General features: G+C 61.5%; 16 protein-coding genes. 11 read left to right on the forward strand and 5 right to left on the reverse strand.

Features of this window, described 5'->3' with window-relative positions; genetic code table 11:
• Together P7F28_RS19950 and P7F28_RS19955 are read right to left on the reverse strand one after the other, a co-directional pair.
• Window positions 1–385 (reverse strand): NRDE family protein (locus tag P7F28_RS19950; protein WP_277186317.1); only part of this gene is annotated, 385 nt, incomplete at its 3' end.
• Window positions 386–398: 13 nt separating this feature from the next.
• Window positions 399–1,373, reverse strand: a complete 975-nt coding sequence (locus P7F28_RS19955; protein ID WP_277186318.1) for a folate-binding protein YgfZ — start codon at window positions 1,371–1,373, stop codon at window positions 399–401.
• Window positions 1,374–1,472: 99 nt separating this feature from the next.
• Here P7F28_RS19955 and mltG point away from each other — a divergent pair, with 99 nt between their 5' ends.
• The 10 genes from mltG to P7F28_RS20005 all read left to right on the forward strand — a co-directional run bounded on the left by mltG (window position 1,473) and on the right by P7F28_RS20005 (window position 10,831).
• Window positions 1,473–2,483, forward strand: coding sequence for an endolytic transglycosylase MltG (gene mltG / locus P7F28_RS19960; RefSeq protein WP_277186319.1), 1,011 nt, complete (start codon window positions 1,473–1,475; stop codon window positions 2,481–2,483).
• Window positions 2,484–3,104 (forward strand): dTMP kinase, encoded by a 621-nt coding sequence (gene tmk / locus P7F28_RS19965; RefSeq protein ID WP_277186320.1) that lies wholly within the window; start codon window positions 2,484–2,486, stop codon window positions 3,102–3,104.
• A gap of 18 nt (window positions 3,105–3,122) precedes the next feature.
• A complete protein-coding gene (locus tag P7F28_RS19970) occupies window positions 3,123–4,160 on the forward strand; it encodes a DNA polymerase III subunit delta' (protein WP_277186321.1) in 1,038 nt (345 codons plus the stop codon).
• A gap of 3 nt (window positions 4,161–4,163) precedes the next feature.
• The gene (locus tag P7F28_RS19975) at window positions 4,164–4,679 is read left to right on the forward strand and encodes a GNAT family N-acetyltransferase (RefSeq protein WP_277186322.1); all 516 of its coding nucleotides are present in this window, start codon (window positions 4,164–4,166) and stop codon (window positions 4,677–4,679) included.
• 10 nt (window positions 4,680–4,689) lie between these two features.
• Window positions 4,690–5,496 (forward strand): TatD family hydrolase, encoded by an 807-nt coding sequence (locus tag P7F28_RS19980; protein ID WP_277186323.1) that lies wholly within the window; start codon window positions 4,690–4,692, stop codon window positions 5,494–5,496.
• Window positions 5,497–5,526: 30 nt separating this feature from the next.
• On the forward strand, window positions 5,527–6,240 hold the full coding sequence (locus P7F28_RS19985) for an ankyrin repeat domain-containing protein (protein WP_277186324.1): 714 nt from the start codon (window positions 5,527–5,529) through the stop codon (window positions 6,238–6,240).
• A gap of 76 nt (window positions 6,241–6,316) precedes the next feature.
• Window positions 6,317–6,673 (forward strand): Rap1a/Tai family immunity protein, encoded by a 357-nt coding sequence (locus P7F28_RS19990; protein ID WP_277186325.1) that lies wholly within the window; start codon window positions 6,317–6,319, stop codon window positions 6,671–6,673.
• A 164-nt stretch (window positions 6,674–6,837) separates the two neighbouring features.
• Window positions 6,838–8,022 (forward strand): mechanosensitive ion channel family protein, encoded by a 1,185-nt coding sequence (locus P7F28_RS19995; protein ID WP_277186326.1) that lies wholly within the window; start codon window positions 6,838–6,840, stop codon window positions 8,020–8,022.
• 83 nt (window positions 8,023–8,105) lie between these two features.
• The gene (gene otsA / locus P7F28_RS20000) at window positions 8,106–9,491 is read left to right on the forward strand and encodes an alpha,alpha-trehalose-phosphate synthase (UDP-forming) (RefSeq protein ID WP_277186327.1); all 1,386 of its coding nucleotides are present in this window, start codon (window positions 8,106–8,108) and stop codon (window positions 9,489–9,491) included.
• Between the two features lie 272 nt (window positions 9,492–9,763).
• Complete coding sequence (locus P7F28_RS20005; RefSeq protein ID WP_277186328.1) at window positions 9,764–10,831, forward strand: glycosyltransferase family 4 protein; 1,068 nt, start codon at window positions 9,764–9,766, stop codon at window positions 10,829–10,831.
• Window positions 10,832–10,921: 90 nt separating this feature from the next.
• Here the strand turns inward: P7F28_RS20005 and P7F28_RS20010 are convergent, their stop codons facing one another.
• From P7F28_RS20010 to P7F28_RS20020, 3 genes are all read right to left on the reverse strand, one after another.
• Window positions 10,922–11,512, reverse strand: coding sequence for a YSC84-related protein (locus P7F28_RS20010; protein ID WP_277186350.1), 591 nt, complete (start codon window positions 11,510–11,512; stop codon window positions 10,922–10,924).
• A 404-nt stretch (window positions 11,513–11,916) separates the two neighbouring features.
• Window positions 11,917–12,390, reverse strand: coding sequence for a hypothetical protein (locus tag P7F28_RS20015; RefSeq protein WP_277186329.1), 474 nt, complete (start codon window positions 12,388–12,390; stop codon window positions 11,917–11,919).
• A 221-nt stretch (window positions 12,391–12,611) separates the two neighbouring features.
• A complete protein-coding gene (locus tag P7F28_RS20020) occupies window positions 12,612–12,920 on the reverse strand; it encodes a PsiF family protein (protein WP_277186330.1) in 309 nt (102 codons plus the stop codon).
• Window positions 12,921–13,205: 285 nt separating this feature from the next.
• On the opposite strand from P7F28_RS20020, the gene P7F28_RS20025 reads away from it, so the two are divergent.
• Complete coding sequence (locus P7F28_RS20025) at window positions 13,206–13,487, forward strand: hypothetical protein (RefSeq protein ID WP_277186331.1); 282 nt, start codon at window positions 13,206–13,208, stop codon at window positions 13,485–13,487.
• The last annotated feature ends 224 nt before the right edge of the window (window positions 13,488–13,711 follow it).

Here is a 13,711-nt window from a genome sequence, read left to right on the forward strand (position 1 = left end):
CGCGCGTGAAATCCCCGGCCAGCAGATTGAACCCGTTATATCGATGCCCGTCGCGCGCGACATCGTGTAAATAGTCGAGCGGCGCGACGCGATCGCCCGACAGAAACGCGCTCACCAGCAGGCCGCGCGTCGGCGCATCCGGACGCACTTCGCTCGGCGCGCGATAGTTCGTCAGCGCGGCGAAGCGGCCATCGCGTGTGATGCCGAGCCATGTGCCGCCGCCGGTCAGATCGCGGCCCGCCAGAACATTGGGCGCGTCGGGCCACCAGTGCATCGGGTCGGCGTCACGCTGGAAGAATTCGTCGCGATTGGCCGACAGCGTCAGCAGCGCGCGCGAGCCGTCAGAAGCAGCGTCCGGTTGCCAGTCGAAGACGATCAGACACATAAGGCACGCGGGATCACTGATCCGCCGGATACGCGTACGGCAGCGGCAAAAACTCCAGCGCCGGACCATCCGCTGCGCCGACGTGGACCGCGCCGTTATCCAGCGCGGCCAGCTTGATTTCGACCAGACAATCGACGCCACCGTTTGGCGCAGCCGCCACGTTGATCACCATGCCGCACGGCTGACCCGGATCGGCGGAATGAAACAGCTCCGCGCCGGGCGTGGCGGCAGCGCCATGAGCGAGCGCGGTGCGCCGCTTGATCGTGCCGCGATACTGGCTGCGCGCGACGATTTCCTGTCCTGGATAGCAACCTTTTTTAAAGTTGATCCCGCCGAGCACATCGAAATTCACCATCTGCGGCACGAATTGCTCGACCGTCGCCTGCGTGATGCGCGCCTCGCCCGCGTGGATATCGAGCCAATCCCACAATTCGGCGGGCGCGCGTTTGAGCTTTTCTTCGAGCTTCGGCAATTGCGCTTCGACATCCGCTTTCAGGCCGACCCACAGGAAACGCGGACGGCGCAGTGCGTCCGGTACGCGAATCAGCGAGCCGTGCGGACCATCGACCTTGACGTGCACGCCGTCGGGCAGGGCATCGAAAATGCCGGAAAGCGGCTTGCGCACGTCGCCTGCGAAACCGACGGCGAGCATCTCGGGCGTGGCGTCGGATAATTTGGCTTTGGCGCGCAGCACGAACATCGACAGACGCTTTTGCACGGCGGCCTGTACGTCCTGCGCGATCAGCAGGCGGATGGCGTCCGGCGTGCGCCACATCAGAAACGAGCCGAGCAGCCGGCCTTTCGGCGAGCAATAACCGGCCAGACGCGCGATCGATGCATCGAGATGCTGAACGTCGTTGGTTACCTGATTGTGCAGAAAGGACGCGGCGTCTTCGCCCTTGATGTCGATGGCGCCGAATTGCGAGAGCGGCATGAAAACGCCGGCGTTGCTCACGGCGTCGAAGTCGGATGCGGTCGGGGAATTCATGTGGTGGAGAGCGGTCAATCCTTGAGGCCGCCTCGGTCAGTCTGACCGAAGCTCAGGCCGGCAAGTTATTATATTGGTCTTATTCCTAGTGTGTCCGGCATGTCCCTTCTGAAGAAATGCGTCGTGGCTGTGGTGCTGGCCGCGGTGCTCGCGGCCGCCGTTGGCTACGGCGTCTATTGGTGGGCCAATCGGCCAGTCTCGCTCAAGACGCCCGAACTGGATGTCACCATCAAACCGCACAGCAGCCTGCGCAGCGTCACCACTCAGCTCAACCGCGGCGGCGTCGAGGTCGAGCCGGAGTTGTTCGTGCTGATGACGCGCGCGCTCGGGCTTGCCTCGCAGCTTAAATCGGGCAATTACGCGTTCAAAAGCGGCGTCACGCCTTACGAAGTCCTGCAAAAAATCGCGCGCGGCGATGTGAACGAATACGTGGCGACCGTCATCGAAGGCTGGACGCTGCAAAAGATGCGCAACGAGCTGGATGGCAATCCGGCGCTCACGCACGACACCGTCGGCATGACGGATATCGATCTGCTGAAGGCCATTGGCGCGGCGGAAACGGACAAAACCACCGCTGAAGGGCTGTTTTTCCCCGACACCTATCTCTTCGACAAAGGCACCAGCGATCTCGCCGTCTACAAACGCGCCTACAAGCTGATGCAGCAGCGGCTGACCGAAGCATGGGCCAATCGCGCGCCGAATCTGCCTTACAAGACGCCTTACGACGCGCTCATCATGGCGTCGATCGTGGAAAAGGAAACGGGGCGGGCGCAGGACCGGCCGCTGGTGGCGGCGGTGTTCGCCAACCGGCTGCGGATCGGCATGCCGCTTCAGACCGACCCGACCGTGATCTACGGGCTTGGCCCGTCCTACGGCGGTCATCTGAAGAAAAAGGACCTGCAGACCGACACTCCGTACAATACCTACACGCGCATGGGTCTTCCGCCGACGCCGATCGCGCTGCCCGGCGTGGCCGCGCTCAACGCCACGCTCAATCCCGCCGCGAGCACCGCGCTGTATTTCGTCTCGCGCGGCGACGGCAGCAGCATCTTTTCCGACAATCTCGGCGACCACAACAAGGCCGTCGATAAGTACATCCGGGGTCAATGAATGGCGCGTGGCAAGTTCATCACGTTCGAGGGTATCGACGGCGCGGGCAAGACCACGCATCTGGACTGGTTTCGCCAGCAACTCGCGGCCAAACTCGAAGCGCAGCAACGCGGCGTGGTCATGACGCGCGAACCGGGCGGCACCACGCTCGGCGAAACGCTGCGCGGCATCCTGCTGAATCAGCCGATGGACCTTGAAACCGAAGCTTTGCTGATGTTCGCCTCACGCCGCGAACATCTCGCGCAAGTGATCGAACCGGCATTGGCGCGCGGCGACTGGGTGCTGTCCGACCGCTTCACGGACGCGACTTTCGCCTATCAGGGCGGCGGGCGCGGATTGCCGCGCGACAAGCTCGAAGCGCTGGAGCGCTGGGTGCAGGGCGGTTTTCAGCCGGATCTGACTGTGCTGTTCGACATTCCAACCGATACCGCCAGCGAACGCCGCTCATCGGCGCGCGCGCCGGACAAGTTCGAGAGCGAATCGGAAGCGTTTTTTGAGCGCACGCGCGCGGAGTATTTGCGCCGTGCCGAGGAAGCGCCGGAGCGTTTCTTTATCGTCGATTCGAGCAAGCCGATCGATGAAATCCGTCAGCGGCTCGAAGAAGTCGTCGCCACACTCTGAAGCTTTCTGAACCGGACCATGATCTATCCCTGGCAAACCGACGACTGGCAGCGTCTCCAGCAATTGCGCCCGCAGTGGCCGCATGCGCTGTTGATGCACGGCGAACCCGGCATCGGCAAGTTTCAGTTCGCGCAGCATCTGGCGCAGGGTTTGTTGTGCGAAACGCCCGCCGCGAACGGCGAACCATGCGGAACGTGTCCGGCGTGTCACTGGTTCTCGCAGGGCAATCATCCGGATTACCGTGTGGTGCTGCCGGAAATTCTCGCGGGATTGGCCGCAGCGGGCGCGGACGCCGAAGCATCGTCTGATAAAGCCGATGACGACGGCGGCAAGAAAACGCGTCAGCCGAGCAAGGAAATCAAGATCGAGCAAGTGCGTGCGCTGCTCGATTTCTGCGCGCTCGGGTCGCATCGCGGGGGCGCGCGCGTCGTGCTGCTGTATCCGGCGGAAGCGCTGAACGTCGCGGCAGCGAATGCGTTGCTGAAGACGCTGGAAGAACCGCCTTCGGGCGTGGTGTTCCTGCTGGTATCGGCGCGGGTGGACAGGCTTCTGCCGACCATCATCAGCCGATGCCGCCAGTGGCCCATGCGCATGCCGAACGCCGACGAAGCACGCACGTGGCTCGCCGCCCAAGGTATCGACGATGCAGCGGGTTTGCTTGCCGAAGCAGGCGGCGCACCGCTCGCGGCCCTCGCGCTCGCCAGCGATGAAAACCGCCCATTACGCGATTTCACGCTCGCACAACTCGCCGCCGGCCCGAATTGCGATGCCTTCGCGTGCGGCGAAAACCTTCAGAAACTGCCGGTGCCGCTGGTGCTCGGCTGGCTGCAACGCTGGCTTTACGATGTCCTCGCGCAACGCACCGCCGGCCGCCCGCGCTATTTCCCGGCCGCCGCCAAGTCGCTCGCGCGATGCGCCCAGTCCGCCGATCCCGCCGCACTCGCGCGCTACATCAAAACGGTGACGCGTCAGCGCGCGGTGGAAAATCATCCGCTGAACGCGCGGCTGGTGTTCGAAGAACTTTTTCTTGCCTATCGCGGCATATTTATCGCCTGAACCATGAGCACTTTCTATCGCGACGCCACGCTCGACGATCTGCCCGCCATCGTCGCCATCTACAACTCGACGATCGCATCGCGCCGCGTCACCGCCGACCTCGATCCGGTCACGGTCGAAAGCCGGCTTGCGTGGTTTCACGCGCACAGTCCGATCGCGCGTCCGCTGTGGGTCGTGGAAGAGGGCGGCGAGATCATCGCGTGGCTGAGCTTTTCGGATTTTTATGGCCGTCCGGCCTATGCGCGCACGGTCGAAGTCAGCATCTATCTGCATGAGAACGCGCGCGGCAAGGGGCTTGGCAAGAAGCTGCTGCGTGAAGCGCTCGATCGCGCGCCGTCGCTGAAAGTGGATACGGTGCTGGGCTTTATCTTCGGTCACAACGAGCCGAGCATGAAACTGTTCGGCGGCTTCGGCTTCACTACCTGGGGCACGCTGCCGCGCGTCGCGGTACTCGATGGCGTCGAGCGCGATCTGGTCATCGTCGGGCTGCGGCTGAATACGAAGCAAGCTGCGGCATAAGGAGCATCGGATGTTCGTCGATTCACACTGCCATATCAACTTCGAAGGACTGGGCGACCGTCTGCCCGAAGTGCTGGAGAAGATGCGCGAGCTTCAGGTGACGCATGCGCTGTGCGTGTCCGTCGATCTGGAAACGCTGCCTTCGGTGCTCGCCATCGCGGAGCAGGCGGATAACGTGTACGCGTCGGTCGGCGTGCATCCGGATCACGAGGATGCGCAGGAGCCGAGCGTCGCGGAACTCGTCGAACTGGCGAAGCATCCGAAGGTGTGCGCGATCGGCGAAACCGGGCTGGATTATTACCGGCTCGAAGGCCGCAGCATCGACGAGATGGAGTGGCAGCGCGAGCGTTTTCGCACGCATATTCGCGCGGCGCATCAGACGGGCAAGCTGCTGATTATCCATACGCGGTCGTCGTCGGAAGACACGCTGCGGATCATGAAGGAAGAGCGCGCCGAGGTGCCGGGCGGCGTCATGCACTGCTTTACCGAACCGTGGGATGTCGCCGAGAAGGCGCTGGCGCAGGGCTTTCATATTTCGCTGTCGGGCATCGTCACGTTCAAGAAGGCGACCGAGGTGCAGGACGTGGCGCGCCGTGTGCCGATCGAGCGCTTGCTGATCGAAACCGACTCGCCGTATCTCGCGCCGGTGCCGTATCGCGGCAAGCCGAATGAACCTGCGTACGTCAGCTATGTCGGACGTTTTATCGCGCAGTTGCGCGAACAAACCGATGAGACCGTCGCGCAGGCGACCACCGAGAATTTTTTCCGGCTGTTCAAGATCGCACGGCCATCGCACTCGTCGCACCCTTCGAATTAACGAATTACGCAATATCAAGGCAGGTCCACTATGAAAAATCTTTCGATGTCTTCCCGCAAGTCCTCCGCCCGCGCCATGCTCGCCGGCGCCTTTCTCGCCGCATGCGCCGTCGCGCAGCCGGTGTGGGCCGCGACTTCCGTGGACTCGCTGGTCAAGATGGTCAAGTTCGACGACATCAACGGCGTGAAAAAAGCGCTCGCGCAAGGCTCCGATCCGAACACGGTCGATAGCACCGGCACGCCCATTCTGGTGATCGCGGCGCGCGAGAAGTCGGACAAGGTCGGCGCGCTGCTCGCCAGCAACGATAAAACCGACCTCGAAAAGCTCGATCCGGCTGGCGAAAACGCCATGATGCTCGCCGCGCTCAATGGCGATGTGACCTTCTTGAACACGCTCATCGCCAAGGATGCCGAAGTGAACAAGAAGGGCTGGACGCCCTTGCATTACGCCGCCACCAACGGTCATGACGATGTCGTGAAAATCCTGCTCGATCATTCGGCCTATATCGATGCCGGTTCGCCCAACGGCACCACGCCGCTGATGATGGCCGCACGCGGCGGTCATCTGTCAACCTGCAAGCTGCTGCTCGATGAAGGGGCGGATTTGCGGATCAAGAATCAGATCGGCATGACGGCGGTGGATTTCGCCACCAAGTACAACGAGAAAGATGTCGCCGAAGGCCTGCAAGCGCGCCTGAATTCGATGCCGAACGGCGCCGCACAAGGCGCAAACGGTGCAAAATAACGTCTCGGGCGGCCGGGGAGGCCGCCTTGCTCCGAATCAGCCATATCCATCCGCCGCTCAACATAAAAGGAAGATCATGCTGCGGGAATTCGTCTTCGCCTGTGCTCTTGCGACGCCCGTTTGCGCGTTCGCGTTTACCGGCAACGATTTGAACAAGCTCTGCACCAAAACCGATCCCAACTCCCGCACGGCCTGCGCCGCCTATATCGAGGGCGCGGCGGACGGCGTGTACAACACCATCGAAGCAATCGGGGGAACCTCCGGCCCGCAGGTCGGCCAATACTTTTGTTTGCCGACCGACGTGAAGCCGCAGCAGTTGACCGACGCGGTGCGCAAGTACATCGCCAACAATCCCGACAAGGCCGAATTCAACGCGACGACCATGGTGTCGCTCGGTCTGGGCAAAGCGTTTCCCTGCAAGGCGGAGCGCTAGCGGTACGTTTTGAGCGTTGAACGAAGCGGGCAGGCATTGCGCTTGCCTCGCTTTGTTTCCTGAGTGTTTCCTGAGCGGGCGAAGCCAGCCCGTATGCTGTATCGAATTTGCACTACGCGTGCCGCCGTATCCACCTTCCTCAAGAGGCCGATCCCGCGACGCTCATGCTTTCTTTCGATCACTTTCTCGATCTCGCCGAACGGCCGCTCGGCACCTGGCCGGGCGCGCTCGCCGTCGCTGCCGTCGTCATTCTGGTGGCGATCGGCGTGCATCGCATTGGCGCGCGCATTCTGACGCGTGTCGCACGTCCGTATCCGTTGATGAGCGTGGTGCTGCGCTATATCGACACGCCCGCGCTGGTGCTGCTGATTATCGCGGGCATCGGCTTCGTGATTTTCGAGTCGCCGGACACGATGCCGTTTATCGCCGTGTTGCGCGATCTCGAAACCGTCGCGCTGATCGCCGCGCTCACCTATCTCGCGATTCGATCGGCGGGCGCGGTGGGCGAGGCGATCGTGCAGGCGCATCCGCTGGACGCGGAAGACAATCTCAACGCGCGGCGCATTCACACGCAGGCGCGCGTGCTGGCGCGTTCGGTGATGTTCGTAATCTTTATCGTCGGCTTCGGCGCGGCGCTGATGGCGTTTCCGAGCGTGCAACAGATCGGCGCGAGTCTCTTGGCATCGGCGGGCGTGGCGGGCTTGGTCGCGGGTATCGCGGCGCGGCCGGTGCTCGGCAATCTGATCGCGGGTTTGCAGATCGCGCTGTCGCAACCCATCCGGCTCGATGACGTCGTCGTGATTCAGGGCGAATGGGGCCGCGTGGAGGAAATCACCGGCACGTATGTATCGATCCGTATCTGGGATCAGCGGCGTTTGATCGTGCCGTTGCAGTGGTTTATCGAAAATCCGTTCACGAACTGGACGCGCAATAGTTCGCAGATTATCGGCACGGTGTTTCTTTACGTCGATTACCGGATGCCGATCGCGCCGCTGCGCGAGGAACTCGAGCGCATTCTGGCCCACGCGCCGGAATGGGACGGCCGCGTACAAGTGCTGCAAGTCACCGACGCCACCGAACGCGCCATGCAGCTTCGCGTGCTGGTCAGTTCCTTCGATTCCGCGCTCAACTGGGATTTGCGATGCCGCGTGCGCGAAGGTCTGCTGAACTTCGTGCAGGCGGCGTATCCGCAATTTCTGCCGCGCGCGCGGGCGGATTTATCGACGGATGCGCATCATGTCGATTTCGCGCCGCCGCTCGAACGCACGCAGGCGAGCGCACCGGCCAGCACCGTCGATACCCCCGCCGATCCCGTCGCCAGCCGTGGCGGGCGAGCCGGACCGGCCTAACCGCAACGAAAGGCCGCGAAGAAACCCGCGCCGCCGTTTTCAGTCGAAACTACAACAGCAATCGCAAGCAAAGAGGAGAGCACATGAGCCGCCTGATCGTCGTATCCAACCGCGTCGCCACGCCGACCGAAACCAAAGGCTCGGCGGGCGGACTCGCCGTCGGCGTGTTCGGCGCGCTCAAGGAGACCGGCGGCGTCTGGTTCGGCTGGAGCGGCGATGTGGTCAGCGAAACCGTCGCCAATCAGGGGCCGAAGCTGGAACAGGACGGCGCGGTGACGTTCGCCACCGTCGGTTTGTCGAAGAAGGATTACGACCAGTATTACCGCGGTTTTTCCAATGCGGAGTTGTGGCCGGTCTTTCACTATCGCAATGATCTCGCCGTTTACGATCGCGATGAATACGCGGGGTATCGGCGGGTGAATTCGTGGCTCGCGCACAAGCTCATCAAGCTGCTCGAACCCGACGATATTCTCTGGGTTCACGACTATCACCTGATTCCGTTTGCCGAGGCGCTGCGTGCGGCGGGCATTACGAATCGGATCGGCTTCTTTCTGCATATTCCGTTTCCGTCGCCGCAGATTCTGTTGAACATTCCGCCGCACGAGGAACTGGTCAAATCCTTGTGCTGTTACGACGTGGTCGGGTTTCAGACCGAAAGCGATCAACTCGCCTTTCACGACTACATCACGCGATTCGCCCACGGCAGCGCCACGTCCGATGGCCACGTCGAAGCGTTCGGGCGCAAGTTGCGCACGGGCGTGTATCGCATCGGCGTGTTTCCGGATGAGATTGCCGAACAGGCGGAGCGCGGAGAAGCGCGTCAGGATGTGATGGACCTGAAGCAAAGTCTGGAAGGGCGCAAGCTCATCATGAGCGTCGATCGCCTGGATTATTCGAAGGGTTTGGTCGAGCGATTCCGTGCCTTCGAGCAGTTTCTGGAGAAGTCGCCGGAGTGGCGCGGCAATGTCACGCTCGTGCAGATTGCGCCGCCGACGCGTGCGGATGTGGAGACGTATCAGCAGATCCGGCAGAACCTGGAATACGAAGCCGGGCGCATCAACGGGCGATACTCCGGGCTGGATTACACGCCGATCCGCTATCTCAATCAGCGCTATGACCGCTGGAAGCTGATGTCGCTGTTCCGCGAATCGCAGATCGGGCTGGTCACGCCGCTGCGCGATGGCATGAATCTGGTCGCGAAGGAATATATCGCCGCGCAGAATCCCGCCGATCCGGGCGTGCTGGTGCTGTCGCAATTCGCAGGCGCGGCGGGCGAAATGAGCGGCGCGGTGATGGTGAATCCGCACGATGTCGTCGGCACGGCGGATGCCATCGGCCGCGCACTGGCGATGCCGCTGGCAGAACGCAAACAACGCTACGAAACCAACATGACCGCGCTGCGCAAGTACGATCTCGGCGCGTGGCGAGACCGTTTTCTGGCAGATCTGCGCGGCGTAAAAAAAGCGTAACCGTCGTCCGAAACGAGTGTTTCCGGTCTGTAACAAGGCGACGAAAATGCAAAAAACGCCGCATCGGCATGAATCGTCCTCAATAATCTCGATATCAATCGAGTAGTGCGACGGCGGTTTTCCGGACACTTCGCAAGAAAGGAAAACGCTTAAGGGCAAACCTCCAAGGTGGCGCTTATGGCCTGCTGTCATACTCGATGCGCGCCGCGTGCCGCGCTTGCCGGAAGCTCCGGCGGGCGCGGCACGCCGATTTCCGCATGGAGACGAGAACGATGAGAATTGCCCAGATTGCTCCGCTCACCGAATCGGTGCCGCCGAAACTGTATGGCGGCACGGAGCGCGTCGTGTCGTATCTGACCGAAGCGCTTGTCGAACTGGGCCACGATGTCACGCTGTTCGCCACCGGCGACTCGCAGACCAGCGCGAATCTCGAAGCGGTCTGGCCGCGCGCGCTGCGGCTCGATCCGGCCATTCGCGACCGTATCGCGCCGCATATGCTGCTGCTGGAAATGGTGCGCCGTCGCGCCGAAGACTTCGACGTGCTGCATTTCCACATGGACTATTACTCGTTCTCGCTGTTCAAGCGCCAGGACACGCCGTTCGTGACCACCATGCACGGCCGTCTGGATTTGCCCGAACAACAGCCCGTTTTCGATACCTTCGACTCCGCGCCCGTCATCTCCATTTCCGATTCGCAGCGCCATCCGCTGCCGCAGGCGAAGTGGGTGACCACGGTATATCACGGCTTGCCGGAAAACATGTACACGCCGCAGCCGGTGGAACAGAAGTATCTGGCGTTCCTCGGTCGAATTTCGCCGGAAAAACGTGTCGATACGGCGATCCGCATTGCAGGCCGCTGCGGTCTGCCGATCAAGATCGCCGCCAAGGTCGATGCCGCCGATCACGAATACTTCGAGCGGGAAATTGCGCCGCTGCTCGAATTGCCGTACGTCGATTTCGTCGGCGAAATCAACGATAACCAGAAGGCCGAGTTCCTGTCCGGCGCGCATGCGCTGATATTTCCGATCGACTGGCCGGAGCCGTTCGGCCTCGTGATGATCGAATCGATGGCCTGCGGCACGCCGGTGATCGCGTTCAATCGCGGCTCGGTGCCGGAAGTGGTGGACGAGGGCGTGTCGGGGTTTATCGTCGAGGATGAGATCGGCGCGGTGGCGGCGGTGAATCGGCTGCATACGCTGTCGCGTGAAGGCGTGCGCAAGCGCTTCGAGGAGCGGTTCACGTCGCATCGCATGGCGCGGCAATATCTCGATGCTTATCAGGCTGTGGTGCGCGCGCAGAAGCGTTCGCGCTTCAAACTGATCGATCGCGCGACGACCTGAATCCGAACTTAAACGCAAAAAAACCGCCGTGTGACGCGACTCCAAAGGAGTCACATCGCACGGCGGTTTGTCGTTCCGGCGTCTAAACGCTTACAGCTTCAGACGCGAAATCTTCGTGCCTTGCAGCGATACGTCCGCCATCAGGCCGGCGTTCGTCAGCACGAACACTTCGACCGGCTTGGTCGCGGTGGTGGTATCGACCGCGCCGTTCGCGCCCATCTTGACCAGCGCCACCGACGCATCCGCGCCTGCCGACCAACCGTCCGAGTTACGGAATTTGTCGAGCGCGTCCTGCGTCATGAACAGGAAAATCAGCGCCTTCGATTGCGCGCCCGCTTGCAGACCAAACGAACCCGACGTCGTGCTGTAGTAACCGACGGTGCCACCGCCCACGCGCAGCGAACCCTTGCCGTATTGCGCACCGACGATAAAGCCAGCCTGGATCACCGACGGGAACACCAGAATGCCACGCGACTTGGCGACCAGTTCACGCGAGCCCGGAACGGTCGCATACAGGCGTTGGATGGTGCCGTCTACGTCAGCGTCGATGGAACGCGCTTCGTCAGCATTGCCCGCGGTTCCTTGAGCGCCTTTGCCCGAGTTCGTCGTGCAACCGGCAAGCGCGAAGCCTCCCATTGCCAGAACAGCGGTCGACTTGATCATGAAGTTTCGTCTTTGCATCATTGTTCTCCATCGTGGAATTTGGGAAACCCCATTAGAGCGGGAGGTGAGGCTCGCCCTGTTATAGCACAGCAATCTGAAATGCCAACCTCGGGACCACACAACGCCAAGCCTTGCCGGACAAGGGTTTTTCGGGAATCGCGGCAATCGGAGCAGGTAACTTTGACGTTAAGCTTACTCCGAATCGCGCCCCAAATCAGTCGAGTGCGTGGCTAATTACACGAACTTTCGTCCACCCGATGAACGCCGCCTTGCGGTCAGCCTTTCGAAGCAGCCCGAACGACGTTACAGCGCGTTTTCGTCCGATTCGCATTCGTCCGGCCAGCAGATATTTCACCGCTTGCAACTCAGGTGTGACATGGAAGCCGCAGTACCGGGTAGCAACGACCGTACCCGGCCCGCGATCAGGGGTGACTCGTCGTTTTTACTTCTGTGGGAGCGTGGGGCGATGTAGCCTTCTCGGGCCGTCTGAGTGCGCGCCGTATTCCGCCGATGATCATGCCCACGACGAAGATAAACGCCGCCGGCACGATCCAGTATCCGACGAAGGCGTGCCAGAGGTAATCGGCAAGCGTGGCTTTGCGATGCGCGTATTCATCGAGCGCATCCTGATGCTTCTTTTCATTGGCAGCGATCACCGCAGCCGGACAGCCCGAGGCCCGCGCTGTTTCGACATAGCCATAGCACTGCGATGTCGCGCCTGCGGCGCGTTGCGCATCGGTCAGGTCCCAGGTTGTGAGGGACTTCTGAAGATCGTCCGAGTTGTAGGCCATCTCGACCCGCACCTCGTTCACCGCGACGATCATCACCGGCACGAGCCAGAAGGTGATCGTTACGAGCCACCGCCTGAACCAGCGGTTCTTGTGTCTCCATGCCATCCGTTGCCTCCATGCGCATATAAGCGCCGAGCAATGCAGAAGTGGCGGCGATGGGCTTGTTCGTATATTGATGAGGACAGCCGCCTTCGCGCCATCTTATGAGAAAAACACGAAGGTGCGAATCACTTGCTTGGGTGCAGTGCAATAACGGCAGGCAGAACGTGTAAATTGCGCGCCGCCTGGATGCGGCGCGCGGCGGGATCATTGGAACGATAGAAGCGTCAGCCCTTGTTGCTCAGGCAGCTCTTCATGAACGCCTTGCGGTCGTCGCCTTTCTTGTCGGCGGCCTGGCCGTTGCATGCGGTCATCTTCTGCTGCTGCGTCATCGGTTCGGAAGCGGCGGCGGGCGCGGACGAGAGACAGCTTTTCATGAACGCCTTGCGATCGTCGCCTTTCTTGTCGCCCGCTTGCTTGTTGCAGTCGGTCATCTTCGATTGCTGGCTATTGGCAGCGAATGACGGCGTGACGCCGAAGCTAAGGCTCAGCGCGGCAGTCAGCGCGACGGTAAAAGCAGTGGCACGAATCGACATGGTTGGCTCCCTGATGAGTAGACCGTTGTTGTTGCTGCGTTGTTGCGTTGTTGTTGTCCCGCCCGCGCATTATGGCAAACCGAATTCGAATCTAGTGTGGGATAAGGTTAAATCGGGAGACTGCATCGGCAACTGGCGGGAACACGCCTTGCATCTTCCTTTCGATGCAGCATCGAGTTGGGAACGTCATTCGATGCAGGCACGATGTTTAGGAGATTTCGCGCTGCGCTCGAGCACGCATCCCCTTAAGATGCGCCGATCCGATATCAGACGAGGAGCCGCTTCATGTCCACACCACTGGCCGACCACTACAAAGGCTACGAAATTCACGTGCAGGCGCTCAGACGCGCGAAGGATCGCGATGACGCCGAAGACAGCCCGCGCCATTTCGATATCGTCGTGACGATCGGGCGCAGCGCGCAAGGCGCGAGCGGCCGTTCCGAGATGTTCGGCGTACCGTCCGACGAACCGTTCGACAGCCCGATCGATGCCACGCGCGCGGGCATCGACTACGCGCGAAGGATTATCGACAAGCAGGTCGAGGGTGTATCGGTAGAAGATCTTTAAGTCTGAATTCCAAGGTCTGGAAAGGCGCGTTGCACCGACGCGCCGCATCTTTTCGAGCGCTGCCTCCAATCGCTCGCCAGCATCGTCTTCCTACACGTAAGCCCGATTGACCTTGCGCGCAGCAGCCGCGAGAATCGACGGCGAGCAAACGTTCGCGCCTGCCTGAAAGTTTCGCCTCGCACGGCACTGCGCTTGCCGGAGACATCGTAAGAAAGACGTTCGCC

This window comes from Caballeronia sp. BR00000012568055, from assembly GCF_029439455.1.
In the GTDB taxonomy this organism is placed as follows: domain Bacteria; phylum Pseudomonadota; class Gammaproteobacteria; order Burkholderiales; family Burkholderiaceae; genus Caballeronia.